The sequence below is a fragment of the Hymenobacter lapidiphilus genome, from assembly GCF_013377885.1.
Classification (GTDB): domain Bacteria; phylum Bacteroidota; class Bacteroidia; order Cytophagales; family Hymenobacteraceae; genus Hymenobacter; species Hymenobacter lapidiphilus.
The window spans coordinates 48,785-72,163 of record NZ_JABKAU010000008.1 but is presented as its reverse complement, the minus strand read 5'-3'; the positions used below and the strand labels follow the sequence as shown (position 1 = coordinate 72,163).

Here is a 23,379-nt window from a genome sequence, read left to right as displayed (position 1 = left end):
GTGAGTCGGGCCGTTGGACCTTTCGGGATGGTATTACTGGGTGGCTACTTTTTGCCCGCGTACTCCTTGTTCAAGTATTTGAGCACCGGTGTGGTAATGTCGAGGTCTTTGCGACCATAGGCGATATTGCCGGCGCCGGTGGCCAGAATCAGGCGGTAGCCATTGGCCTTGCCGTACTTCTCAATCTGCTTGTTCACGCGGCCCATTACCTGGTCGTTCAGCTTGGCCTGCTCCTGCTGGGCCTGGCCCTGAAGGCGCTCCTGCTCCTGGCCCACCTTCATCTGCTGGGCCTGTAGCTGCTGCTCGGTGGCGGCGCGCTGCTCGGGGCTCATGCCTTCGGCCTTCTGCTGATACTGCTGCACGGCCGTCTGGAAGCTGGTTACGAGCTTTTTATTCTGAGCTTCCCAGCCGCGGGCTTTGGCTTCCAGCCGCTTGCTGGCATCTTTCATGCCCTGGTATTCTTCCAGCAGCCGGTTGGTTTCTACGTAAGCCACCTTGTTGGTGTCGGCCAGCACAGCCGGGGTGAGGGGAACTTCGGGCTCGTCGGCCTCGTCGGCAGTGGTATCGGCGGGGGCGGCGGCTATGGGCGCGGGCGCGGTGGTAGGCTTGGCAGGCTTACCGCTGGCGAAATGCAGGTAAAAGAGTACAGCCACGGCCACAACCAGCAGCGCATTTACAATCAGTTGAGTGGAATTTTTCATTCAGAAAGCAAGAAGAAGCAAAAAGCCGCCGAAGGGCAGCCGGGCAAAAGTACAGGGAATAGGTGAATCGTGCCCCCGTGCCTACCACACTTCTTGGCCGTCGTCATCGGGAAGGAGGGTGGGGTCGTCGGCCAGGTCTACCTCGCGCACGTCCTCTTCGGTGCGCTTGATGGGCTTCTCGTCGAAGGGCACTACCAGGTCGGCGCGGCTGGGCGCGGCATCGAGGCGGGCCACGTGTACCAGCGCATCGCCCTGATTGACGACGGGCATGTGGTTGAGGCCGATAATGTAGCCCGTTACCGGCGACTCCAGCCGTACCGACCGCTCGCCGTAAGGGTCGGCCACCGAGCCGTAGGCCTGCCCCTCCTCTACGTGCTGGCCTAGCTGTACCAGACTTCGGAAGATACCGGCATAGCGGGCCCGCAGCCAGGTAGAGCGCAGGCACACCACCGTTGGGTGGGCCGGCGCCGGCGCCTCGGCCAGCATGCCCAGGTGGTGCAGCACCCGCAGCGTGCCGGCAATGCCCAGGTCAATGCCCGGCTCATCCAGCCGCATCGATTCGCCGGTTTCGTACACGATAATGCGGCGGCCCTGCTGCATGGCCGTTTCGCGCAGCGAGCCGGGGCGCAGGCCGGCATGCAACGTAAAAGGCGCGGCAAAAGCTGCGGCTAGCGCGTCGGTTTCGGCGTCTTCGTGTAGCAGGCAACGGATTTGCGGAGTGTTGGCCCGGGTAGCTCCACCCGTATGGAAATCGATGCCGTAATCAATGAGCGGCATGATTTCGCGCATGAAGCGGTGGGCCACGCGGCTGGCCAGCGAGCCACGGGGGTTGCCGGGGAAGCTCCGGTTCACGTCTTTGCCATCGGGCACCTCGCGCGAGAAATTGAGGAAGCCGTAGATGTTGAGGATGGGAATGGCGATGATGGTGCCCCGCAGCGGCTGCAGCAGCTCGCGCCGGATAAGCCGACGGATGGTTTCAATGCCGTTCACCTCGTCGCCGTGCATGCCGGCCATCAGCAGCACTGTCGGCCCCGGCTCCACGGCCCGGAACACGTGTACCGGAATATCAATCACCGTTCCCGAAGGCAGCCGCGAAATCACGAGACGGGTAAGCACCCGCTCGCCCGGCCCAATGGTCAGGCCGTTGAGGCAAAGCTGGTCGGGGGCGGGTTGGGGCATTATCTGGGGTTTATTGGGTCTGAGAAGCTAGGGTTTCGAAAGAACGTATCATGCTGAGCGGAGTGCAACGTAGCCGAAGCATCTCGACTGCAATGGCAACCCTGTCATTGAGCTTACCATTGCAGTCGAGATGCTTCAGCTACGTTGCACTCCGCTCAGCATGACATTTCCATCAGCCATTCAACCTACGCCTTCTTCGCGTCGGTCGATTTCTTCTTCTGGGTCAGCTGCTCGGTGTATTCGATGACTTTACCGGCAATGTCGAGGCCGGTGGCGCGCTCGATGCCTTCGAGGCCGGGCGAGGAGTTCACCTCCAGCACCAGCGGGCCACGCGTACTCTGCAGCATATCGACGCCCGCAATGCCCAGCCCCAGCGACTTGGCAGCCAACAACGCGGCGGCCTTTTCGGCCCGGCTCAGCTTCACGAGCTTGCCCGAACCGCCGCGGTGCAGATTCGAGCGGAACTCGCCCTCCTTGCCTTGGCGCTTCATGGCCCCTACCACCTCACCGTTCACAATAAAGGCGCGCAAGTCGGCGCCCTTGCTTTCGGCAATAAACTCCTGCACAATAATGCGGGCCTTGAGGTTGTGGAAGGCCTCAATAACCGACTGAGCCGCCTTGGCCGACTCGGCCAGCACCACGCCCAGGCCCTGAGTGCCTTCGAGAAGCTTGATGATAACCGGTGCGCCACCCACCAGCTCAATCATGGCCGGCACGTCGTCGGAGTAGTTGGTGAAGGCCGTTTTGGGCATACCTACGCCGGCGCGGCTTAGTATCTGCATCGAGCGCAGCTTGTCGCGGCTGCGCACAATCGACTGGCTGTCGATGGCGGTGCGCACCTTCATCATCTCGAACTGGCGCACCACGGCGCAGCCGTAGAACGTGACCGAGGCCCCGATGCGCGGGATAATGGCATCGATTCCTTCCAGCCGCTTGCCTTGGTAAATAATGCCAGGCTGGCCTTTTTCGAGCACCAGGTTGCAGTGCAAGTGGTCGATAACTACGGGTTCGTGGCCGCGCTGCTCGGCAGCTTCCACCAGCCGGCGGGTCGAGTAGAGCTTCGGCTCACGCGATAGAATCGCTACTTTCATTAGGGTGCAGACTGTAAAGGCGAAAAGGGTGCTTAGTGCTTAGTTGAACGCCATGTGGAGAATTGCGCGAATAACGCTTTGACAACTATCCACCAGGCACGACCAACTAAGCACCAAGCGTTAATAACTTGTACGATACGTTGCGCCGGGCTACATCAACCACCAACCGGGCTTGGCGCAGCAGCACCCGGCCCACAAGAACGGGATATTTCATATCGGAACGGTCGGAAAGTGAGAACTCGGTGCTGAAATCCTGTCCGAACAGCCGGATAATGGCCTCGATTACGTAGCGCTGCTGCACTTCGCCGTTCGAGCTGCGAATGTCGCGCATACTGAACGTGTCGAAGATCATAGGCGAGCCGTCGAAATGCGGATGAGAGGGGTCGAGTAGCTGCACGTGCAGGCGCGTAACGCCCTGCGCGTCGGTTTCCTGGTGGATGTTGGAGCAATGCAGCGCTCCGGTGTAGGCGCCGGTATCCACCTTAGCCTCCACGCCCCAGAGCTGCAGCGCCGGAAAATCAACCAGCTCCCGCCGCCCCACTGTGCGCTTGGGTTCACGTTGCTTTTTCATGGGGGCAAAATACTAAGTCAAAAGTTGGGAAGAACGACGTAGGGGCGGGGCTTGTCCCCGCCCGCCGTTGAACGATTCGGTAACGGACCGTTAGACGATTACCGTTGAAACGGCGCGAACGGCGGGCGGGGACAAGCCCCGCCCCTACAACGTGCTCATTGCGCCGTTCAACGGCGGGCGGGGGCAAGCCCCGCTCCTACGTCGTTCTTCCCAAATCACTCCGCAACTTTCGACTCCTTACACTCACCCCTTGTAGCTGATCCGGTACACTGCATCGTTCTGGTCGTCGCTCACAAGGATGGAGCCGTCGGGCATTACCAGCAGGGCAACGGGGCGGCCCCAGGACTTCTGGCCCTGCAGCCAGCCTTCGGCGAAGGTCTGGTAGCCAGTGGCCTGCTGGCCGGCGGCATCGAGCGTAACCAGGGTGATGCGGTAGCCGATTTTGCTGCTCCGGTTCCAGGAACCGTGCTCCGGAATCAGAATCTGGTTGTGGTATTTGGCCGGGAACTGCTTGCCGGTGTAGAACTTCATGCCCAGCGCCGCCACGTGCGGCCCCAGCTTGCGGGCCGGCTTCACATAGGTAGCGGCCGATTTGCCCTTCCCAAACTCGGGGTCGGGCACGTCGCCGGCAAAAAAGTACGGGAAGCCGAAGTGCTGGCCGGGCTTGGTGGCACGGTTCAGCTCGTCGGCTGGGGTGTTGTCGCCGAGTTTATCACGGCCGTTGTCGGTAAACCAAAGCGCCTTATCCCTGGGGCTCCAATCGAAGCCAACGGTGTTGCGCACGCCATAGGCAAAGGTTTCGAGGCCCGAGCCGTCGGGGTTCATGCGGTTGATGGTGGCGTAGATGGGCGTTTCGGGCAGGCAGCTGTTGCAGGGCGCGCCCACCGGCACATACAGCTTGTCGTCGGGCCCGAAGGCAATGTAGCGGTAGCCGTGCCAGTCCTTATCGGGCAGCGCGGTGCTGACGACGACCGGCTTGGGCGGCTGCTTGAGCCTGGTGCCCACGTTGTCGTAGCGCAGGATGCGGTTGATTTCAGCCACGTAAAGGCTGCCGTTGCGTACGGCCACGCCGTTGGGCGCATTCAGGCCGGTGGCCAGCGTAATCACCTCATCGGCGCGGCCGTCTTTGTTACGGTCGGGCAGGGCGTACACCTTGTCGGTTTTAGTACCCACGTACACCGTACCGTCGGGACCCAGGGCCAGCTCGCGGGCACTCTTCACGTTCTGGGCGAAGTAGCTGATGCTGAAGCCGGACGGCAGTTTTATTTTACTCAGGTTGACATCGGCGGCCGGCGCGGGGCCGGGCGTTACGGCAGAACTCAGGGCCAGCGGAGCCAGCAGAAAGGGCAGGAAGTAGCGGGGTTTCATGGTACCCCTAACCCGTGCCCGGCCGGGAAGGTTGCCCAACCCGGCCGATAGCCGACCCCATTCTGGGTCGTGTGCCGGTTAGCGCAGCTCGTTGCGCTGCTGGCGCAGCAGCTTCTCGTACTCGCGCTCCGAGCTGTCGGCCCAGCCCAGGTTCCCATAGGCTTTCAGCCCGCGGATAACCACCCCGATACCCCAGAAGAACGACACCCACAGCGGCCACGGAATGGGGCTGGAGTCGCGGCCCGTGAAAGACCATATAACCCACAGCAAGGCATTTACAAGCAGGTACGTGAGCAGGCCGGACTTGAATTTGGCACGTTGGCGGGCCAGGCGCCAGAGTTGAGGGTCGCGGTCGGTAGTTTCCATGAGCGGGAGGAGGTTAAGTGGTTGACTGGAATAAATATAGCCTTTCCACTGCATTTCCTAAATCAATAGTTGCTCAACCTTTGCTAGCTACCCCCGAAGCGTTGAAAGTGGCAGCTGAAGCGGTTGAAGCTGGGTGTAGGATGACAGATAGCTACCCCAGCCGCGACACGCCCCCCGACACGATGAACTTCATGATTTCGCTGCTGGGCAACTCCAGGTAGGTTACGTTTTCGACGGGTACCAGCACCAGCTCGCCCGAGAAGTTGTAGGAGTGCGGGAAATACACGGCCAGCAGGTCGTCGCGGGTGATGGCGGTCATGCTGGGCTGAGTAACGAAGCCCATCTTGAACACCTCGTCGGTGCTATTGAGGCGCACCAGCACCGGGCGGTTGAACTTTTGGTTGTCGCCCACAAAGGCGTCAAACAAATCCTTCAGGCTCGAATAGATAATGCTGACCAGGGGCGTGCGGTGCAGCACCCGCTCGGTGATGATGAGGAAGGGCCGCACCAGAAACGACTTGGCCACGAAGCCCACAGCCGTAATCAGCAGCACGGCCACCAGCAGCCCCAGGCCGGGTATGTCGAAGCTCAGGCCCGCAAACAGGTCGTCGAGCCAGCGCAGCAACGCAAACAAAATGTACGCCGTGAGCCCAATAGGGGCCACAATCAGGAAGCCGCTGAGGAAGTAGTTAAGGTACCGGCGCATGGGTTGTTGCTTGGTTAATGGTGGCTGTGTGAGACCACCTGTCATTCAGAGCAAAGCGAAGAATCTCGCGTGCTGACGTTGAACAAAGGTAGTTCAACGTCAGCACGCGAGATTCTTCGCTTTGCTCTGAATGACAGGTGGCCTAAGGGCTTACTTCACCCAATCAGCTCCCCCACTTCCTCAATACGACCCTTCACGCGCTCCATCAGCCACATGGGGGTGCTGGTGGCTCCGCAGATGCCCACCGATTCGGCCTCGTGGAACCAGGCCTCGTCCAACTCCTGCTCGTTTTCCACGAAGTAGCTGCGCGGATTGGTTTGGTTGACAACCGAGAACAGGGCCTTGCCATTGGAGCTTTTGCGCCCGCTCACAAAGATGATAACATCGTGCTGCTGGGCGAAAATGCGCAGGGCCGGCTCGCGGTTGCTCACCTGCCGGCAAATGCTGTCGTTGGCATCGAAGGAGTCGAGCGAGCCGCCCGCCGCCAGGATGCGCTCCTCGATAACGGCCTTCATGTGGTAGAAACCGGCCGTGCTCTTAGTGGTCTGGCTAAACAGCGTAACGGGCCGCGTAAAATCTACCTGGTCGAGGTCGGCTTCGGTCATCACGATGATGGCCTGGTTGAGCGTCTGGCCCGTGAGGCCGGCTACTTCGGCGTGGCCAGGCTGGCCGTAAATCACAATCTGGCCCTGCTTGCGGTTCGATGCGTCGAAGGCGTGCTTCACGCGGTTCTGCAGCTTGAGCACCACGGGGCAGGAAGCGTCAATCAGCTCCAGGTTGTTGCGCAGGGCCAGCTCGTAGGTAGCAGGCGGCTCGCCGTGGGCTCGGATCAGCACCTTGGCATCATGGATTTCTTCGAGCTGCTCCCGGTCGATGATGCGCAAACCCAACGCGTGCAGGCGCTCCACTTCCATGCGGTTGTGCACGATGTCGCCCAGGCAGTACAGGCTACGCTCGTGGGCCAGCTCGTCTTCAGCCATCTGGATGGCGAATTCGACGCCGAAGCAGTAACCGGAATTCTTATCAATGAGGACGTTCATGCGCGTGATTTATTGAGCTGTTAGCTGTCAGCCACTAGCTAACAGCTTTCGTTCTGGCTGGCTGGCCGGTTTCGGCCAATAAGCGGGAAGACAGAAAGCGGACTCAGGCCGCCGACAAGCCCGACCCCGCGAATTGCGGGCCAGCTTCTGTAACAACAACAGCGGCGGCAGTTTAGGTCGCGCCTGGGTAGTTGATGCTTACTTGATTAACGCAACGTTATGCCTCAGACCTTCGCAGCCCGCGAAAACAGGGCAGCCGACACGCGCTCCAGTACAAAATCTACCTGTTCGTCAATCATCATGTGGGTGGTGTCGAGCAGCACGGCGTCGGAGGCACGACGCAGGGGGCTTTCGGTGCGGGTCGAGTCGAGGTGGTCGCGCTTCTGCAGGTTGTCTACAATGTCCTCCACCGGCACATGCTCGTTTTTGGTGGCCAGCTCCTCCTGGCGGCGCAGGGCGCGGGTGAGCACCTCGGCCGTCATAAACACCTTCACTTCGGCATCGGGGAAAACGGTGGTGCCGATGTCGCGTCCGTCCATCACCACGCCGCGGCGGCGAGCCATCTGCTGCTGCTGGCGCACCATGGCGTGGCGCACCAGCGGCAACCCCGACACCTCGCTCACCGAGTTGGAAATGCGCATCTGCCGGATTTCATCTTCCCGAACCTTGCCGTCGAGGCACAGCTCGTTGCGGCCGGTCTGGCGGTTGCGCTTAAAGCTGACCTGCATTTCGTGCAAGGCCTGCTCGATGCGGGGCAAATCGTCGAAAGCAATGCCGTTTTCGAGCAGATACAGCGTAACGCCCCGATACATAGCGCCGGTATCGATGTAGGCGTAGCCCAGCTCGGCGGCCACAGCCTTGGCCGTGGTGCTTTTGCCGCACGAAGAATAGCCGTCGATGGCAATGACAATTTTCTGCATAGCAAGGTCGGGACGGCCGGGTTCGGATGGAGAGTTCACTAAATCCAGGTTTTACGCGCGGGCAGGCTCGCCATACGCTCGGGTACGCTCGCAAAAAAGGCCGCTACCGATTGTGCGGGGCCTTTTGCCAGCTGCTCGCCCACGCGGTAGAAAGGGTTGAAAAAATGCGCGTCGCTGATACCCACGCCCGTTACCCCCTGCGGGTTCTGGGCCCAAGTGGCGCCGTAGGTCTGCACCATGCACTGGCCCAAAAAGCAGCCCAGGGCCTTAATCACCCCTTCGCGCTCGTCATCCTTGATGGTGGGCCGCTGCACTTCAATGAACTCGTCGAGGCGCTGCACAGCGGCGGCGTCGTAGGTATTGAGGCGCAGTTGGTGGCGGACAGCTTCGGCGGCGTTTTGCAAGGCGGCTAAGGGCGATTCGTCGGGCATGGGCGGGCTGGTAAGGGGCAGTAACAGCAAGGAGCCGGCAGGAATCCCGCCGGCTGGTTGCCTTTTAGTTCTTATCGCAGGGACAGGGAATCTTGCCGGACTTGGCCTTACGCTTGTAGCTGGCCGTTTTTTTCTGAAGAGTCGAGCGGGTAGCGCAGCCTGCGGTTAGCAGGCCCGAGCCCCCAATACAGGCGACCAGCAGCAAAGTCACAATCTTTCTCACGGCGCGGATTTTGGGCAAATATACGGTTCTTTACCCGCCCGCCGCCCTGCGGCCCGCTTTTTCCCTGCATCTTCTGCTCTGCTTATGTCCGCCGATTTCTCGCTTCAGGCCAACGTTATCAACCTGTTCAGCAATACCATAACCCCCGCTACGGTACACGTAGCCGGGGGCCGAATCCGGCAAATCGAGCCGCTGGGGGCTACCGCGCCCGACCCAGCCCTGCCCTACGCCCTGCCGGGTTTCGTGGATGCCCACGTGCACGTGGAAAGCTCGCTGCTGGTGCCCTCCGAGTTTGCCCGCCTAGCCGTGCGCCATGGCACCGTTGCCACCGTATCCGACCCGCACGAAATCGGTAACGTACTGGGCGTGGCCGGCGTGAAGTATATGCTGGCCAACGCCGCGCAGGTGCCGTTCAAGTTCTGCTTCGGTGCCCCCTCCTGCGTGCCGGCCACCCCTTTCGAAACAGCTGGCGCCGAAATAACGGCCGCTGATATCGAGGAGCTGTTCCGCGACCACCCCGAAATCGGCTACCTGGCCGAGATGATGAACTGGCCCGGCGTGTTGAGCCGCGACGCTGGCGTGATGGAGAAGATTGCTCTGGCCCAGCGCTACAACCGTCCCGTAGACGGCCACGCTCCCGGCCTGCTGGGGGAAGATGCGCGCCGCTACGCCGAAGCCGGCATCAGCACCGACCACGAGTGTTTTATGGCCAACGAGGCTGTGGATAAACTGGCGGCCGGCATGAAAATCCTGATTCGCGAGGGCTCGGCGGCCCGCAACTTCGAGGCCCTGATTGACCTGCTGCCCGAGCATTACGCGCAGATGATGTTCTGCTCCGACGACAAGCACCCCGACACGCTGTTGCTGGGCCACATCAACCAGCTCGTGCAACGGGCCGTGGCACGCGGCCAGGACGTACTGCAGGTGCTGCGCGTGGCCTGCCGCAACCCCGTCGAGCACTACCGCCTGCCTGTGGGCCTGCTCCGCGAAGGCGACCCGGCCGACTTTATCGTGGTAGAAAACCTGGTAGATTTCAAAGTCCGCCAGACCTACCTTGATGGCGTGCTGGTGGCCGAAAACGGCGAAACCTTAATTGCCGCCGCGCCGGTGGAAGTCGTCAACAACTTCACGCCCCACCACATGGAGGCCCAAGATTTCGAGGTAAGCCTTGAAAAGATCAACGGCAGTTCGATGAGTAAAAGCCAGCCAGACACCAACGCAACTGTCCGACTCATCGAGTGCTTCGACGGGCAGCTGATTACGGCCCGCCACGATGAGCCAGCGCTGGTGGAAAACGGCCTCGTAGTGCCCGACCTGAGCCGCGACATGCTGAAGCTCACCGTCGTGAACCGTTACCACGCGGCCCCACCGGCCGTGGCCTTCATCCAGGGTTTCGGGCTGAAAGGCGGCGCGCTGGCCAGCAGCGTCGGCCACGATTCGCACAACATCACGGCCGTGGGCTGCGACGATGCGAGCCTCGCCCGCGCCGTGCAGTTGGTAATGGAAGCCCGCGGCGGCCTGGCCGTGGTGTCGCCCGACGGTACGGAGCTGGTACTGCCGCTACCGGTGGCCGGCCTCATGTCCGACCGGCCCGGCCCGGATGTGGCGGCCGCCTACTCGGCCGTCGATACGGCGGCCAAGGCCCTGGGTTCCCCGCTCCAGGCCCCGTTCATGACGCTTTCTTTTATGGCCCTGCTCGTCATCCCCAGCCTCAAGCTCAGCGACAAAGGGTTGTTTGATGGGGATGCGTTCCGGTTTGTGGAGAATGTGGTGTTTGAGTAAGAAGTGAGAAAAGGTACGCGGGCCAAGACAAAAAATAGAACGTCATTCTGAGCGAAGGCGCAGCCGAAGTCGAAGAATCTCTACCGCTTCGTTGTAGCAATTCAACGAAGCGGCAGAGATTCTTCGACTTCGGCTGCGCCTTCGCTCAGAATGACGTTCCTTTTTTCAGTTCTGATATCTCACCTCTAGACCTAAAACCGCTTTTCCAGCAGCTTGCTTAGCTTTTCCTCTGTCAGGGGCTTGGCCAGGTACTCCACGCCTTCGTACTGCGCCACGCGGGCGGTGTCGGCGGCGTGCATGGAGGTGGTGAGCACGGCCATCACGGTTTTTTCGCGCACTTCCGGGGGCAAGGAGCTGTAGAGCTTCAGGAACTCGAAACCATCCATGCCGGGCATCTTCAGGTCGACGAACACCAGGTCGGGAGCTTTTGCCGTGGCCGCTTCGTCCTTTTCCTCCCCCCAGATTTGCTGGTAAGCCTGTTCGGCTTTGTGGTAGGTGTACACCTGCTCGGCCACTTCGAGGCGGCTGAGCAGGCGGTTGTTGAGGAAGCTGGTGGTTTCGTTGTCGTCCACCAAAACGATGCTACGGAGCTTAGATGCCATACCGGAAGCGGAAATAATAGTAAGAGGAAAGCGTAACCGACTACAGCCAGCCTTGTTCGCGCATCCACTCGTCGTTGTAGATTTTGCCAAGGTAGCGCGTGCCGTGGTCGGGCAGGATGATAACCATCGTGTCGGCTTCCTTCAGGTGCTCACGGGCGTACTCTAGGGCACCATGTACGGCCGAGCCGCACGACCAGCCCACAAACAGGCCTTCTTCCTTGGCCAACTGGCGCGTCATCAGGGCGGCATCCTTGTCGGTTACCTTAATGAAGAGGTCGATGAGGTCGAAGTCTACGTTTTTGGGCAGAATATCTTCGCCAATGCCTTCGGTTTTGTACGAGTAAATCTCGTCCTCATCGAAGATGCCGGTCTCCTTGTATTTCTTGAACACCGAGCCGTAGGTATCGAGGCCCACCGATACGATGGCCGGGTTCTGCTCCTTCAGGTACTTGCCGGTGCCGCAGATGGTGCCCCCCGTGCCCACGCCGGCCGCCAGGTGCGTGATTTTGCCCTCGGTCTGCTCCCAGATTTCGGGGCCCGTGGTTTCGTAGTGCGCCTGGGCGTTGGAAGGGTTGTCGTACTGGTTCGGGTAGAACGAGTTCGGGATTTCGGCGTTGAGCTTGCGCGCGATAGAATAGTAGCTGCGCGGGTCGTCGGCCGATACGTTGGTCGGGCACACAATGACCTCCGCACCCACGGCCTTCAGGATATCCTGCTTTTCCTTGCTCTGCTTGTCGCTCATCGTGAAGATGCACTTGTAGCCGCGGGCAATGGCCGTGAGGGCCAGACCCATGCCGGTGTTGCCGCTCGTGCCCTCGATGATGGTGCCGCCGGGCTTCAGCAGGCCTGCCTTTTCGGCGTCGTCAATCATTTTTACCGCCATGCGGTCCTTCACCGAGTTGCCCGGATTGAAGTACTCCACTTTTACGAGCACCGTGCCTTTGATGCCGTCATTTACGCGGTTGAGCTTTACCATCGGCGTGTTACCGATGGCTTCAACGATATTATTCAGATACATATTCGGGTGAGTGATTTGCGGACGCAAAGATACCGCTTTCTTGAGCTGTTAGCTTACAGCTATTAGCTGATAGCTAACGGCATTTTGCCCGAACGAAAGCTATCAGCTAACAGCTAATAGCTAACAGCTCAAGAAAGGGCTCGCAAAAAACCCTACTTTTGCGCTGCCGCCCGCCAAGCGGGCTCTGTTCCCACTTCCACGCAGCAATTTCCGCTAATCCCCCTTTTATGAGTGTTCTGGTAAACAAGGATTCTAAAGTGCTAGTGCAGGGCTTTACGGGCTCCGAAGGCTCGTTTCATGCCCAGCAGATGATTGAGTACGGCACCAACGTGGTGGGCGGCGTAACGCCCGGCAAAGGCGGCACCCAGCACCTGGAGCGCCCCGTGTTCAACACCGTAGCCGAGGCCGTAGCCGAAACCGGCGCCAACACCAGCATCATTTTCGTGCCGCCGGCTTTCGCCGCCGACGCTATCATGGAGGCCGCCGATGGCGGTATCAAAGTAATCATCACCATCACCGAAGGCATTCCGACCAAGGATATGATTGCGGTGAAGGAGTACCTGAAGGGCCGCGAAGGCCTGCGCATGATTGGGCCAAACTGCCCCGGCGTGATGACTGCCGGCGAGTGCAAAGTGGGTATCATGCCCGGCTTCATCTTCACCAAAGGCAAAATCGGTATCGTTTCGAAGTCGGGCACGCTGACCTACGAGGCAGTTGACCAGCTCACGAAGGCCGGCCTGGGCCAGACCACAGCCATCGGCATCGGCGGCGACCCGATTATCGGCACTACCACCAAGGAGGCCGTGGAGCTGCTCATGAACGACCCCGAAACCGAGGGCATCGTGATGATTGGCGAAATCGGCGGCGGCATGGAAGCCGAAGCGGCTCGCTGGATCAAGGAAACCGGCAACAAGAAGCCCGTAGTTGGCTTCATTGCCGGCCAGACCGCCCCTCCCGGCCGCCGCATGGGCCACGCCGGTGCTATCGTAGGCGGCGCCGACGACACGGCTGCTGCCAAAATGGCCATCATGCGCGAGTGCGGCATCCACGTAGTGGATTCGCCCGCCGAAATCGGCGACACCATGCTGCGCGTACTGGGCGGCAAATAAGCTAACCGATTGTTAATGTATGTTTAGGGGCTGCTTCCGATGATTTGGGGGCAGCCCCTAATTTTTTTTCTATATAGTATTAGGAAAGTATAGGGGGGGGGGCAGTATGTTTGACCCGCTAGCCCGCCCCAGCCGAAAAGCGGATTTAACAGAGTAGGCAATTATATTCCTCTCCTTTACCACAATGAAAAACTTTCTGTTGCTAATTGGTGCTTCATTCACTTTGCTTTCTTGCGAAAAAGAAGCCCTATTAAAAGATAATATTCAAACAGAATTATCATCTTCAATAATCGATGATGAGGATTCGTTTGAAAAGCCTAGAGTTACTCTCAAACACGGCATTGGATGTAACTCTCCTCTGGGGATTTGTATTAGCGCTCCGATAGGATCAAGATCAGCTAATTTTTCATCCGATCCGAGTCTAAACCAATTATCTTTAGAGGAAGATACTGGGCTAGTGAGAATGCGCATGGAGGGCAGTAAGATGCATATAATTTTTGAAAAAGACGCTGCTCTACCGGATGGTACTGTCCCAATTGACAGGGACCTACTTTTTGAGAATTGGAAGAACGGAAAATCAGCCGTAGTAAAAGCAGGAAAGTATAAAGCAAATTTTAAGAATTATAAGCATGGCGAAATTTGGGCCAATGCTTATACGTTCAAGTAACTTATAGGCAAGAGTCCTCTACCTTTGCGTAGGGGACTCTTATTTTTGTTCTTATCAAGAAAAATGAAAGCCATCCTAATTTCTTTTTGCTTCTGCTTCAGCTCCTGCCAGGTCTTATTAAGCACAATTCTGGGAGTAGAAGAGCCGGTAGCTAAAAACGATGTTGAAATTGCACATAATTTAAGGAATAGATACCCATCTTATCCTCTATATAGGGTAAAAGAAAATAAAATGGACAGTCTACTAAGAGCGGAATATAAAACAGGTTGGGGTCCTGGATTCAGACCAATCCAATTTATTTGCTTCAATAATAAGGGAAAATTGGTTACTCAGTGGGCTTCTTGTGAGAGTGGGCAGAACTCTTATACCCTTAAAGAATTTCCACCCCGTAGTAAATACCCTAGTAATCCTGAATTTGATATCAAGAAAGTAATTGATATAGTTAAGCCATTATCGCCTGATAATGCAAACCTCAATACATATGAGAATTATGAATACACCTATGTAGTTTATGTAACTTCATGGACTGACAAACTTTCTAGTGATCTAGTAGAAAGCATTAAGAAATATGCAGCTTCTAATAAATACACGTATAACATTGTATTAGTTAGTGCAGACTATTATAAAACCCCTTCTTCCTTGAAAAATTAATTAAATCAAAGAACATAGTTACTTACTGATTGTCTTAATTTTTAGTTAAGTGATTCCCCACGGAGAATCGCTTTTTTTATTGGCTTCTCTAGCTGATGTTTACGTATTCAGATAACTGACCCGGCCTCTACGTGCCCCTACCACTGCTACTGGCCCTCACGCTGCAACAAGCAACCACCCTGCCGCCCGACACCACCCGCCTGCGTCAGCAACTGCCCGACGTGGCGGTGCGGGCCACTCGCAGGGTGCTCGCGTTACGGGCTCCGGGCGAAACCAAGGGCCTACAAACTGCCTTTGGACGGGAACTGACCCCAACGGCGGCCGTGGCCGTGTGGCACGGACCACCCGATTCGAGCCGGGTGTACGTGGTACGGGCCGTGCGGGTGCGCCTGGGTTCGCGTCCGCCCACAGCCGCTAAAGATGTACCCAAAGTCCGCCGAAATTTCTCGGAAGGTGCCATCCGGCTGTGGCTTAGCCCCGGCAGCCAGACCGGTGGACCGCAACCCGCGCAGAACCTACTGGCCGCCCCGCTCCTGCTCACGGCCAATACGACCGCCAAAAAGGGCTGGGTGCGCTTTGATGTGATGCAGCAGCGGCTGGTGTTGCCGGCCCGGGGCCTGTTTGTGGTGGCCGAAGGCGAAACGACAGGAAGCGAAACGTACGTGAAGCAACGTAGCCTGGCGCGCCCACTGAATGGAAAAAATCTGCCCGAAGATATTGACTTCCAGAAAGCAAAACCGAAAAAGGGCCACAAAGGCGTTGAAACGTTTCGCTGCGTAGAGCTGCGCCGCGCCGATGGCAGTAGCCGACTCGCGTTGACCAATGCATTTCCCACGCTGGCCTACCGCCAGGTTCCAGCGCCTGCCAACTCTCAGTCTTGGATTCGCCGGATACGACAGCCGGATAAAACCGTGTTCTGGCGTAGTGTCCCGCAGGATTTAGCCCCCTTGCGCAAAGCGTTTCCCGAGGTTTCTGCCCCGGACTACAACTACGAGCTGGAGTTGGAAGTGGAGGAACTGTAGCCCCGCGCCTACTTCTCACCCGTCTGTCCGCCCAGGTTTACCACAATGCCGATCTGAAACACCGAATTGGCGGCCTTGAGGTACTTGCGGTGCTTGAGGCCGAAGTTGTAGCCGCTGATAAACTGGCCGTCGAGCGGGCCGATGAGCTTGACGCGGGCGTAGGTGATGGGCTCAAACAGGATATTGTCTTCGTTGAAGGCGGGCTGGCCGTCGAGGCGGAAATCGGTGAGCGTGACGTAGCTGGCGCGCAGGGCCGTGCCGTAGGTCAGGGGCCAGTCGCGGCCCAGCAGGTGGTAGCTTTTCTTCTCTTTCGAGCTATAATTTACCTGCACGAAGTACTTGTTCAGGCCTGCTTCGAGCGTGCGCGTAACGCCCTCGGTGGGGTTGCGCTCCACGCGCTTGGTGCGGCCACCGCCGTAGCCGCCGTACACTTCCAGCACCCGCTTATCGGGCAGGCGGGTGAAGTAGCCCACGCCCAACTCGGCAAAGTCGTGGTCAACGGCTTCCTTCTTCTTGTTGGTGTGCAGAAACGAGGCCGAGCCCATCACGCCCAGATGGTCGGTTAGGGCGTAGGCACCCTGCACGGCGGTGTTCTGGCTCAGGTTGGTGTGTACGCCGGCGCTCCATTCGCCCTTTTGGGTGAGCAGCGGCACTTGGGGCGGCGGCGGGAAATAGAGCGACGCGCAACCCGTCAGCAACAGGAGCAGCAGGGGCAGGATGAAAACCGCGCGAAAAGGCAAAAACATGGGCAGGCAGAGGTAAGCCGATGCGGTAAGATAGAAAAGGAGCGCCAAAGTTGGGGTAACGTGGCCGCACCGTGGCCCTGGCTGCGGGCCTAACGCAGAAACCCCGGATTCGTTGTCCGGCCGGAAGTGCGGCGGCTGCGTACAGAGGGCGGGGGCGGCTCTGACCTGGTCCCTACTCTCTGCCAAATTCCGTTTTCATGCCTGCTACCTCCTACGACGCTCTTATTATCGGCTCCGGCCAGGCCGGCACCCCGCTGGCGTATGCGCTGGCCGACGCCGGACGCCGCGTGGCCATCATCGAAAGCGCCTACCTCGGCGGCTCGTGCGTCAATTACGGCTGCGCCCCCACCAAAATGATGCTGGCTTCGGCCCAGCGCGCCCATTTGATACGCACGGCTAGCGAGTTAGGCATTGAAGTCCCTGCCCCCGTGGTGGATTTTGCCGCCGTAGTGGCCCGCAAAGACCGGCTGACGCAGAACTCGCGCGACGGCATCGAACGGAAGCTCACCACTGCCCACCCCAACATCCGGCTGGTGCGCGGCCGGGCGCGCTTCACGGCCCCCAACACCCTGCACGTTGAGCTGAACGATAACGCCGGTCAGGAGCAGCTGACGGCTCCGCTCATCTTTCTCAATACCGGCACCCATGCCGCCGTACCGCTTATTCCGGGGCTTGAACTGGCGGGCTACCTTACCAACGATACGCTGCTGCTGGGGTTGCAGGAGCTGCCCGAGCACCTCATTATTCTGGGTGGCAGCTACATTGGGGTTGAGTTTGGGCAGATGTTCCGCCGGCTGGGCTCGCGCGTGACCATCATCGAAATTTCGGCCACCATCATGGACCGGGAGGATACTGATGTGAGCTTACCGATGCAGGAGTTGCTGGAGGCCGAGGGCATCGAGTTCCTGCTCGACGCAGAGGCCCGGCATGTGTCGCGTAATGAGGACGGTGTGCTCACGCTTACGGCCGACACACCCAGCGGCGAGCGGCGTATCCGCGGCTCGCACCTGCTGGTGGCCACCGGCCGCGTGCCCAATACCCTCGATATGGGCCTGGAGCTGGCCGGCATTGAAACCGACGAGGACGGCTACATTGTGGTAGACAGCCAGCTGCGCACACCCGCCAAAGGTGTGTATGCCCTCGGCGACGTGAAGGGCGGCCCCCAGTTCACCCACATCACTTACGACGACTACCGCATCGTGCGCGACCAACTGCTGCACGGCCGCGCCCGCGACACCCACGACCGACCCGTGCCCTATGTAGTTTTCACCGAGCCCCAGCTGGGCCGCATCGGGCTGTCCAAAGATGAAGCGCGTAAGCAGAAAATCCCGTTCCGCGTCAGCCGGCTGGGGGCCAACACTATTGGCCGGGCCGTGGAAACGGGGCAGATTGAGGGCTTTGTGGAAGTGCTGGTGGGCGACGACGACCGGCTACTTGGCGCGTCCGTACTCTGCGAGCAGGGCGGCGAAATCATGACCATGTTTCAGCTGGCCATGACTGGCGACCTGCGCTACCAGCAGCTCGAAAACCTCATCATTGCCCACCCTACCTGGGCCGAAGTGCTCAACAACGCGTTTCAGAAGCTGGAGCGCGGGTAGCAGCTGCATGAGTGCATGCTTAGTGCTGAGCTATTGAAGCTGTTTAGAAAGTCAAAAGGACGTCATGCTTCATCTGGCGTCCGCGTAGTCGAAGCATCTCTACCGTTTCGTTACAGTCATTCAGCGAAGCGGTAGAGATGCTTCGGCTACGCGGACGCCAGATGAAGCATGACGTTGTAATTGATTCCGGGTACTTCCTAAACAGCTTCATTACGGACATGGTACCAGCCAAAAACGGTGACATATCATCAGCCAAAATAAAATGTATCACAAGTTTCAATAATTACTGAAACTTGTGATACATTTGAAGCGGATAGAAATATCAGCCGCTGGAACCCTCCAGCCCCTGATCCTTCCGCCAACCGGCATGGGGCAAGCTAAAATGGTAATTGCGGGCGGCAACGGGTTTCTGGGCCAGCACCTGCAACGACACTTCCAGAACCTGGGCTACGAGGTGGTGATTTTGAGCCGCACCACGAAGCACCAACCGGGGTACGCGCACTGGGATGCCCAAGAACTGGGGCCCTGGACTGCCGAACTGGAAGGCGCTGATGTACTGGTGAACATGGCCGGCCGCACCGTAGACTGCCGCTATACTACTACCAACCGCCATCAGATTATGGCCAGCCGGCTCGACAGCACCCGGTTGCTAGCCCGAGCCATCGCCGCATGCCAGCAACCTCCTAAGGTGTGGCTCAACTCCTCCACTGCCACTGTCTATGCCGATACGCCAGGCACACTGCCCGCCAATACCGAGGCCGGTGGCGTGATTGGCGAGGGTTTTTCAGTGGACGTAGCGCGGGCCTGGGAGGCCGCCTTTGCCGAGACCGAATTACTCGCCACGCGCCGGGTGGCGTTACGCACGTCGATTGTGCTGGGGCCCGATGGCGGGGCTTTTCCGGTAATGGCTCGACTGGCGAAGTTGGGGTTGTGCTCGCCGCAGGGCTCCGGCCGGCAGTGGATCAGCTGGCTTCATGTAGCAGACTTCTGCCGGGCCGTGGAATTCCTGATTGACACGCCGACGGCCAGCAGCGCCTTTAACGTGTGCGCCCCCAACCCGCTGCCCAACCACGAATTCAACCAGCTATTGCGCGAGCGGCTGCAGCCCTGGCTGGTGCTGCCGCAACCCCGGTGGCTGCTCGAAATCGGGGCGTTCGTACTGCGCACGGAAACGGAGCTGATTCTCAAAAGCCGCAAAGTGTACCCGCAACGGCTCCTCGATTCGGGGTTTGAATTCCGCTACGCGCAGTGCGCCGATGCGCTGGACGACTTGTTAGCAGCATAAATTCGGGCCGTGTGTAGCCGCCAATACCATCCGGGCCATCCGGAAGCATTGAGCACTACTCGGGTATCACGCTATTTATCAGACAATCAGTTCAACACCAAGCATGGAACCAAGCATGAGTCTGGCAGAAGCCAAAGCGCAGTTTATTCATACCTGGGGCGTATCGGGCTCTAGCTGGGGCGTGAGCAAAACGCTGGCCCAGGTGCACGCACTGCTGCTGGTAAGTGCCGAAGCACTGAGCACCGAAGATATTATGGAGCAGCTTACCATCTCGCGCGGCAATGCCAGCCAGACGGTTCGCGAACTGCTCGACTGGGGCCTCATTTACAAGGAATTGCGGGCGGGCGAGCGGCGCGAGTATTTCGTGGCCGAGAAGGATATGCTGCAAGTAACGCGCTGCATTATTCGGGCCCGCAAGCGCCGCGAGCTGGACCAGATGAAGTCCAGCATCGACCAACTGGCCGCTCTGCCTGGCAACCCCGACGATGCCGATTACCGAGCGTTCCATTCCGTGCTGACCGACATTCAGCAGCTGGCCACCGTGTCGGACAAAATGCTCACCCGGCTGATGCAGGCCGAGCGCAGCTGGTTCTGGGACAAGTTCATGCGCCTTTTTCTATAGCCGCCCGGCCAAGGTCGCGGGGCATTTTCCTTTATGTTTTAGCATAGATGCACAATGGAAAATTCTGAAAATCAGCCACCTGCTAAGGAGCAGCGAAACCGTCGGCCAGTTCCTACCTGGCGTACCAGTGCCTGGGGCAGCGCCTGGACGTCGGTAGTGGGCACGGCGATGGTAGCAGGTTTTGTTGGAGCTGGCCTGATGTGGGTATCGGTGGGCAGCTACGAGTCGTATGGCATCAGCCTGTTTTGCCTGTCGCCCTTCATTTGCAGCTTTGTGGCCGTCATCATCAACCAGTGGCGCAACCCCGCCGCGGGCCGCGACATGTGGCCCGTGGTCCGCGCAGTGGTGGGGGTGCTGGCCGTGGTTACTTCAATGGCCTTACTTATTCTATCCCGCGGCGAGGGGTTGATATGCGTGGTGATGGCGCTGCCGTTCGCGCTGGTAATGGCCCTGTTCGGCGTGCTCTTGGGAAGTGTAGTGATTGATTTAGGGGGCGGCCGCCGCCCGGTGCCGCTGCTTTCGGTGGTGCTACTACTCTATCCCGCCATCCAGCACTACGAAGCGGCTAGCCCGGCCCCGGCCGTTGCGCAGCTGGTTACCACTACTGTAACAGTGAATGCCGCGCCTGCCGCCGTATGGCGCGCCCTAATGCAGCCCACGAACTACCCGGCGGCCTCGGGCTGGTTTCGGGCGGGAGTCGTGTACCCCACGCGCACGGCTTTTGCTCTTGACAGCGCTACCGGCCAACGCACGCTGGTATGCCACTACTCGCAGGGGCTGGCGCGGCTGCCGGTAGTAGACTGGGAACCCGAACGCCGCCTCACGTTTGCCGTGCCGCCCCCTGCTATGCCCGCCCCCATGCGCGAGCTCAGCCCCTACCCCGACATCCACGCCCCGCATTTACATGGCTATTTCCAGGTTGATAGCGGTACGTTCCGGCTGCGGCCCCTGCCGGGCGGGCGCACCCTGCTCGAAGCCCGCACCATTTACCGCCACAGCATCGGCCCGCAGTTTTACTGGCACTGGTGGAGCAACTACCTGCTCAATGCCATGCACGAGCAGGTACTCACTACCCTCGGCCACCGCGCCGAGTCCCTGTCGGCCATTAACCGCACTTCCACACCTGCTCCGCTGGCAACCGTCGAATTGAGTTCATCAGCAGCCGGAACTTCGGCAACCGTTTATTCAACCCCGAATTTCCATGAGTAGCACCGCACTCTTGGCTCTGCCATTCCAGGCGTCGGTCCCTACTCCGGCAGTACGTCCGGCCGCGCTGCCCGCTCGGGCCGGGCACTACCAGCCAGCATGCATCCGGTCCCTTTTCGATGAGTTGGCCGCCACCTACGACTGCGCGGCCTGGCTATCGGGCGGGCTTTTGGGGTGGTGGCGCGCGCGGCTGGCAGCGGCCCTGCCCCGCCCGCCCGGCAGCCTGCCAGCCGTGATAGTAGACCTAATGGCTGGCGGCGCCGACTTGTGGCCGGCGTTGCGGCGGCGGTTTGGGCCGGGGCTGCGGGTAGCCGCCATAGATTTTTCGGCCCCCATGCTGGCCCGCGCCGCCCACCATGCCTCCAACCCGGCGCTGACACTGCACTGCGCCGACGCGCTGGCCACGCCGCTGCCCGACGCCTGGGCCACGGCCCTTACCTGCGCCTTCGGCCTCAAAACCCTGCCGACAGCCGCCTACCCTACCTTAGCTGCGGAGGCTGCCCGGCTTCTGCAGCCAGGCGGTACGCTGGCCCTTACCGAACTGGTGCTACTGCCGTCGGGCTGGCAGCGCGGCCTGTTGCTGCACTACCTAGCTGCTATGCCACGGTTGCTGGGCCGGCTGTGGCCCGCCGCTACCGCCCACGCCGCGCTACTGCGCTATGCCCGCTCCGGTCCCGACCTGCCGGCTCTAACCATGGCGCTGCGGGCTGCGGGCTTCGAGCAAATACAGCAGCAGCGCCTGTGGCCCGGGTGCGCCGTACTGATATCGGCGCGTAAACCCAGCGAGCCACTATAGGCAATTCGGTTACTGCCGAGGTTTCTCCCACGCAACCAGGATCCGTTGGACGAGGACGGTAATCGGCAAACGATTATACCGCCCTCCGGGGCGCCGGCCCGTATAGGAAGCATGTAGCTGGTATTCCACCGATTAAGCTACGTGTTCCCTTCGCCTTAAAAACCGTCCATGACCATCCCCTGCAAAACCACCATTACCACCAAAGAAACACTGAGTGAAATTCCCGGCACCTGGCAGCTTACTGACTACCGCTCCATTATGAGCGCGGCCGGTTTCACCGACGGCGACACCATTTCGGAGGCTGAAACCCGCGAAATGACCTTGATGGCGCTGGCCGACCTCGACCCTTCTGAAGCCGCCACCGTGCTGCTCAGCTACCGTCTGGCCGACGATCTGAGCGACGGCCAGATCGACCAGATTTCGCACGATATGCAGAACGACAAGATTTTCGAGGAATACCCGGAAATCGGCCTGCACCGTCATCTGTTCGACGCCAACCAACTCCTACGTCTGGCCTACAACGGCAAGTTTCCGAACGGCGTGGCTGTGTTGGTAGAGGCTACCGTGCAGCTCACTGGCCCAGATGCCCCTACAGAACTTACTGCTGGCCTGGCACTGCGGGCCCTGGCCCCGGCCCTCTCCGACCGCTCGCTCATCAAGCGCCTCTACGCCGCCGACCTAGAGTCCTCAACCCCCTTCGAGGCCGCCGACAACATCCTCTGGGAGCTGACCGCTACGCCCGACTCCAATGCCCCCGGTACCTTCGCCGTGCGCCTGATTTCGTCGGAATACTGGTTGCAGGATCTGGCCGATTCCGGCGAATTCGAGGGTGAAATTGTGCTGCCTGAGGTAGTAGAGGAGTAGCAGCGTCGCCGCCACCTACCAGCCGCCCGCTTTAAACAGATGCGGCAGGATAATAATGCTCACCGTCAGGCAGGGAACCTCTTCCGCCAATTGGCTGGCCACAAACGATGGGCTGATGGCCGGGCGCTGGTTGAGGCTGGTAGAACCGGTAACTGCTACTTGCCCGCGTAACCAGGGAACGGCTCCTTCGGGGCGGCCGAGCTGGCAAAACACCATGGGCTCAAAGCGGGGCAACCGCCGTAGGCCTACAGGCTGGTTGTTGAACGTCAGGGCATCGTAGCGGACGTCGGTGAGGCGGCCGGCCACGCCCAGCGTGAAGCCGTTGTCGGTGTAAGAGGCGGCCAGCTCAGCAAACAGCCGGTGGTAGCGGGCTTCGTAGCGGCGGTATTCCCGGTCGGCGTAGCGGTTATCGGGCCCCAGGTCCCAGTAGGCGTAGCCGCTACGGGCCTGCCCAAAACCAGCCAGCCCGCTCACCAACCAGCACCGCCCCAGTGGGTAGTAGCCTCCGGCCGCCAGTTCGTACTGCCGGCTTCGGGCGAAAGTGCTGTCGTCACCCCGGCTGGTGCGGATACCCCCGGCGGCCCGCACCAGCACATATTTGGCGGGCGAATAAGTGGCGCCAGCTTCCCAGCGCCGATTCAGAAATGAGGTGCCGTGGATTTCCACCTGGCCTTTTTCCCGGATCTGCGGGGCCGCCGGCAACATGGGTACGTACAGCGAGCAGCCCGTCAGCGAGCCGCTCACCAGACCAGCCAGCGCCTTTTTCTGCCATGATTTCAGTTGCATGAAGTAGCGCGGCTGGGTTGAGTGTCTGA

24 protein-coding genes and 1 pseudogene are annotated in these 23,379 nt (G+C 59.7%); 11 read left to right on the top strand and 14 right to left on the bottom strand.

Features of this window, described 5'->3' with window-relative positions:
- Positions 1-44 precede the first annotated feature (44 nt).
- The 10 genes from HW554_RS06040 to HW554_RS05995 form a co-directional block, all read right to left on the bottom strand.
- Complete coding sequence (locus tag HW554_RS06040) at positions 45-701, bottom strand: OmpH family outer membrane protein (protein ID WP_176907682.1); 657 nt, start codon at positions 699-701, stop codon at positions 45-47.
- A gap of 81 nt (positions 702-782) precedes the next feature.
- A complete protein-coding gene (locus HW554_RS06035) occupies positions 783-1,880 on the bottom strand; it encodes a succinylglutamate desuccinylase/aspartoacylase family protein (protein WP_176907681.1) in 1,098 nt (365 codons plus the stop codon).
- Between the two features lie 185 nt (positions 1,881-2,065).
- On the bottom strand, positions 2,066-2,971 hold the full coding sequence (rimK, locus tag HW554_RS06030; protein WP_176907680.1) for a 30S ribosomal protein S6--L-glutamate ligase: 906 nt from the start codon (positions 2,969-2,971) through the stop codon (positions 2,066-2,068).
- A 106-nt stretch (positions 2,972-3,077) separates the two neighbouring features.
- The gene (locus tag HW554_RS06025) at positions 3,078-3,542 is read right to left on the bottom strand and encodes an ATP-dependent zinc protease family protein (protein WP_176907679.1); all 465 of its coding nucleotides are present in this window, start codon (positions 3,540-3,542) and stop codon (positions 3,078-3,080) included.
- Positions 3,543-3,785: 243 nt separating this feature from the next.
- On the bottom strand, positions 3,786-4,910 hold the full coding sequence (locus HW554_RS06020) for a PQQ-dependent sugar dehydrogenase (RefSeq protein WP_176907678.1): 1,125 nt from the start codon (positions 4,908-4,910) through the stop codon (positions 3,786-3,788).
- A 78-nt stretch (positions 4,911-4,988) separates the two neighbouring features.
- Positions 4,989-5,276, bottom strand: a complete 288-nt coding sequence (locus HW554_RS06015) for a 2TM domain-containing protein (RefSeq protein ID WP_176907677.1) — start codon at positions 5,274-5,276, stop codon at positions 4,989-4,991.
- Between the two features lie 151 nt (positions 5,277-5,427).
- On the bottom strand, positions 5,428-5,982 hold the full coding sequence (locus tag HW554_RS06010; protein ID WP_176907676.1) for a DUF502 domain-containing protein: 555 nt from the start codon (positions 5,980-5,982) through the stop codon (positions 5,428-5,430).
- Positions 5,983-6,137: 155 nt separating this feature from the next.
- On the bottom strand, positions 6,138-7,022 hold the full coding sequence (locus HW554_RS06005; protein ID WP_176907675.1) for a 4-hydroxy-3-methylbut-2-enyl diphosphate reductase: 885 nt from the start codon (positions 7,020-7,022) through the stop codon (positions 6,138-6,140).
- A gap of 224 nt (positions 7,023-7,246) precedes the next feature.
- Positions 7,247-7,942, bottom strand: a complete 696-nt coding sequence (gene cmk / locus HW554_RS06000) for a (d)CMP kinase (protein ID WP_176907674.1) — start codon at positions 7,940-7,942, stop codon at positions 7,247-7,249.
- 38 nt (positions 7,943-7,980) lie between these two features.
- On the bottom strand, positions 7,981-8,373 hold the full coding sequence (locus HW554_RS05995) for a hypothetical protein (RefSeq protein WP_176907673.1): 393 nt from the start codon (positions 8,371-8,373) through the stop codon (positions 7,981-7,983).
- A gap of 307 nt (positions 8,374-8,680) precedes the next feature.
- Here HW554_RS05995 and ade point away from each other — a divergent pair, with 307 nt between their 5' ends.
- Complete coding sequence (gene ade / locus HW554_RS05990; RefSeq protein ID WP_176907672.1) at positions 8,681-10,378, top strand: adenine deaminase; 1,698 nt, start codon at positions 8,681-8,683, stop codon at positions 10,376-10,378.
- A 191-nt stretch (positions 10,379-10,569) separates the two neighbouring features.
- On the opposite strand, the gene HW554_RS05985 is transcribed toward ade, so the two are convergent.
- Together HW554_RS05985 and HW554_RS05980 are read right to left on the bottom strand one after the other, a co-directional pair.
- On the bottom strand, positions 10,570-10,980 hold the full coding sequence (locus tag HW554_RS05985; RefSeq protein WP_176907671.1) for a response regulator: 411 nt from the start codon (positions 10,978-10,980) through the stop codon (positions 10,570-10,572).
- Between the two features lie 43 nt (positions 10,981-11,023).
- Positions 11,024-11,998: pseudogene (locus tag HW554_RS05980) on the bottom strand (PLP-dependent cysteine synthase family protein); the annotation flags it as partial.
- A 227-nt stretch (positions 11,999-12,225) separates the two neighbouring features.
- On the opposite strand from HW554_RS05980, the gene sucD reads away from it, so the two are divergent.
- The 4 genes from sucD (at position 12,226) to HW554_RS05960 (ending at position 15,447) form a co-directional block, all read left to right on the top strand.
- On the top strand, positions 12,226-13,107 hold the full coding sequence (gene sucD, locus HW554_RS05975) for a succinate--CoA ligase subunit alpha (protein ID WP_092738415.1): 882 nt from the start codon (positions 12,226-12,228) through the stop codon (positions 13,105-13,107).
- 184 nt (positions 13,108-13,291) lie between these two features.
- Entirely contained in the window at positions 13,292-13,774 is a 483-nt protein-coding gene (locus HW554_RS05970; RefSeq protein ID WP_176907669.1) for a hypothetical protein, read from the top strand.
- Positions 13,775-13,837: 63 nt separating this feature from the next.
- Complete coding sequence (locus HW554_RS05965; protein ID WP_176907668.1) at positions 13,838-14,425, top strand: hypothetical protein; 588 nt, start codon at positions 13,838-13,840, stop codon at positions 14,423-14,425.
- 131 nt (positions 14,426-14,556) lie between these two features.
- Entirely contained in the window at positions 14,557-15,447 is an 891-nt protein-coding gene (locus tag HW554_RS05960; RefSeq protein WP_176907667.1) for a hypothetical protein, read from the top strand.
- Between the two features lie 8 nt (positions 15,448-15,455).
- On the opposite strand, the gene HW554_RS05955 is transcribed toward HW554_RS05960, so the two are convergent.
- Positions 15,456-16,193, bottom strand: a complete 738-nt coding sequence (locus HW554_RS05955) for a hypothetical protein (RefSeq protein ID WP_176907666.1) — start codon at positions 16,191-16,193, stop codon at positions 15,456-15,458.
- Between the two features lie 197 nt (positions 16,194-16,390).
- Here HW554_RS05955 and HW554_RS05950 point away from each other — a divergent pair, with 197 nt between their 5' ends.
- The 6 genes from HW554_RS05950 (at position 16,391) to HW554_RS05925 (ending at position 22,564) form a co-directional block, all read left to right on the top strand.
- Positions 16,391-17,791: a mercuric reductase gene (locus HW554_RS05950; protein ID WP_176907665.1), complete on the top strand. Its 1,401-nt coding sequence runs from the start codon at positions 16,391-16,393 to the stop codon at positions 17,789-17,791.
- Between the two features lie 367 nt (positions 17,792-18,158).
- A complete protein-coding gene (locus tag HW554_RS05945; RefSeq protein ID WP_176907664.1) occupies positions 18,159-19,076 on the top strand; it encodes a TIGR01777 family oxidoreductase in 918 nt (305 codons plus the stop codon).
- Between the two features lie 115 nt (positions 19,077-19,191).
- Positions 19,192-19,698: a GbsR/MarR family transcriptional regulator gene (locus tag HW554_RS05940; protein ID WP_246285125.1), complete on the top strand. Its 507-nt coding sequence runs from the start codon at positions 19,192-19,194 to the stop codon at positions 19,696-19,698.
- Between the two features lie 54 nt (positions 19,699-19,752).
- The gene (locus tag HW554_RS05935) at positions 19,753-20,907 is read left to right on the top strand and encodes an SRPBCC family protein (RefSeq protein ID WP_176907663.1); all 1,155 of its coding nucleotides are present in this window, start codon (positions 19,753-19,755) and stop codon (positions 20,905-20,907) included.
- The gene (locus HW554_RS05930; protein ID WP_176907662.1) at positions 20,900-21,700 is read left to right on the top strand and encodes a methyltransferase domain-containing protein; all 801 of its coding nucleotides are present in this window, start codon (positions 20,900-20,902) and stop codon (positions 21,698-21,700) included. Before HW554_RS05935 ends, HW554_RS05930 begins: the two co-directional genes overlap by 8 nt.
- 168 nt (positions 21,701-21,868) lie before the next feature.
- Positions 21,869-22,564, top strand: coding sequence for a hypothetical protein (locus tag HW554_RS05925; RefSeq protein ID WP_176907661.1), 696 nt, complete (start codon positions 21,869-21,871; stop codon positions 22,562-22,564).
- Between the two features lie 15 nt (positions 22,565-22,579).
- Here the strand turns inward: HW554_RS05925 and HW554_RS05920 are convergent, their stop codons facing one another.
- Positions 22,580-23,350, bottom strand: coding sequence for a hypothetical protein (locus HW554_RS05920; protein ID WP_176907660.1), 771 nt, complete (start codon positions 23,348-23,350; stop codon positions 22,580-22,582).
- Positions 23,351-23,379 lie beyond the last annotated feature (29 nt).

Excerpts from the sequence above, each read along its gene's own strand:
- HW554_RS06040 (WP_176907682.1), bottom strand. The coding sequence starts at position 701 with ATGAAAAATTCCACTCAACTGATTGTAAATGCGCTGCTGGTTGTGGCC.
- HW554_RS06035 (WP_176907681.1), bottom strand. The coding sequence starts at position 1,880 with ATGCCCCAACCCGCCCCCGACCAGCTTTGCCTCAACGGCCTGACCATT.
- rimK (WP_176907680.1), bottom strand. The coding sequence starts at position 2,971 with ATGAAAGTAGCGATTCTATCGCGTGAGCCGAAGCTCTACTCGACCCGC.
- HW554_RS06025 (WP_176907679.1), bottom strand. The coding sequence starts at position 3,542 with ATGAAAAAGCAACGTGAACCCAAGCGCACAGTGGGGCGGCGGGAGCTG.
- HW554_RS06020 (WP_176907678.1), bottom strand. The coding sequence starts at position 4,910 with ATGAAACCCCGCTACTTCCTGCCCTTTCTGCTGGCTCCGCTGGCCCTG.
- HW554_RS06015 (WP_176907677.1), bottom strand. The coding sequence starts at position 5,276 with ATGGAAACTACCGACCGCGACCCTCAACTCTGGCGCCTGGCCCGCCAA.
- HW554_RS06010 (WP_176907676.1), bottom strand. The coding sequence starts at position 5,982 with ATGCGCCGGTACCTTAACTACTTCCTCAGCGGCTTCCTGATTGTGGCC.
- HW554_RS06005 (WP_176907675.1), bottom strand. The coding sequence starts at position 7,022 with ATGAACGTCCTCATTGATAAGAATTCCGGTTACTGCTTCGGCGTCGAA.
- cmk (WP_176907674.1), bottom strand. The coding sequence starts at position 7,942 with ATGCAGAAAATTGTCATTGCCATCGACGGCTATTCTTCGTGCGGCAAA.
- HW554_RS05995 (WP_176907673.1), bottom strand. The coding sequence starts at position 8,373 with ATGCCCGACGAATCGCCCTTAGCCGCCTTGCAAAACGCCGCCGAAGCT.
- ade (WP_176907672.1), top strand. The coding sequence starts at position 8,681 with ATGTCCGCCGATTTCTCGCTTCAGGCCAACGTTATCAACCTGTTCAGC.
- HW554_RS05985 (WP_176907671.1), bottom strand. The coding sequence starts at position 10,980 with ATGGCATCTAAGCTCCGTAGCATCGTTTTGGTGGACGACAACGAAACC.
- sucD (WP_092738415.1), top strand. The coding sequence starts at position 12,226 with ATGAGTGTTCTGGTAAACAAGGATTCTAAAGTGCTAGTGCAGGGCTTT.
- HW554_RS05970 (WP_176907669.1), top strand. The coding sequence starts at position 13,292 with ATGAAAAACTTTCTGTTGCTAATTGGTGCTTCATTCACTTTGCTTTCT.
- HW554_RS05965 (WP_176907668.1), top strand. The coding sequence starts at position 13,838 with ATGAAAGCCATCCTAATTTCTTTTTGCTTCTGCTTCAGCTCCTGCCAG.
- HW554_RS05955 (WP_176907666.1), bottom strand. The coding sequence starts at position 16,193 with ATGTTTTTGCCTTTTCGCGCGGTTTTCATCCTGCCCCTGCTGCTCCTG.
- HW554_RS05950 (WP_176907665.1), top strand. The coding sequence starts at position 16,391 with ATGCCTGCTACCTCCTACGACGCTCTTATTATCGGCTCCGGCCAGGCC.
- HW554_RS05945 (WP_176907664.1), top strand. The coding sequence starts at position 18,159 with ATGGGGCAAGCTAAAATGGTAATTGCGGGCGGCAACGGGTTTCTGGGC.
- HW554_RS05940 (WP_246285125.1), top strand. The coding sequence starts at position 19,192 with ATGAGTCTGGCAGAAGCCAAAGCGCAGTTTATTCATACCTGGGGCGTA.
- HW554_RS05935 (WP_176907663.1), top strand. The coding sequence starts at position 19,753 with ATGGAAAATTCTGAAAATCAGCCACCTGCTAAGGAGCAGCGAAACCGT.
- HW554_RS05930 (WP_176907662.1), top strand. The coding sequence starts at position 20,900 with ATGAGTAGCACCGCACTCTTGGCTCTGCCATTCCAGGCGTCGGTCCCT.
- HW554_RS05925 (WP_176907661.1), top strand. The coding sequence starts at position 21,869 with ATGACCATCCCCTGCAAAACCACCATTACCACCAAAGAAACACTGAGT.
- HW554_RS05920 (WP_176907660.1), bottom strand. The coding sequence starts at position 23,350 with ATGCAACTGAAATCATGGCAGAAAAAGGCGCTGGCTGGTCTGGTGAGC.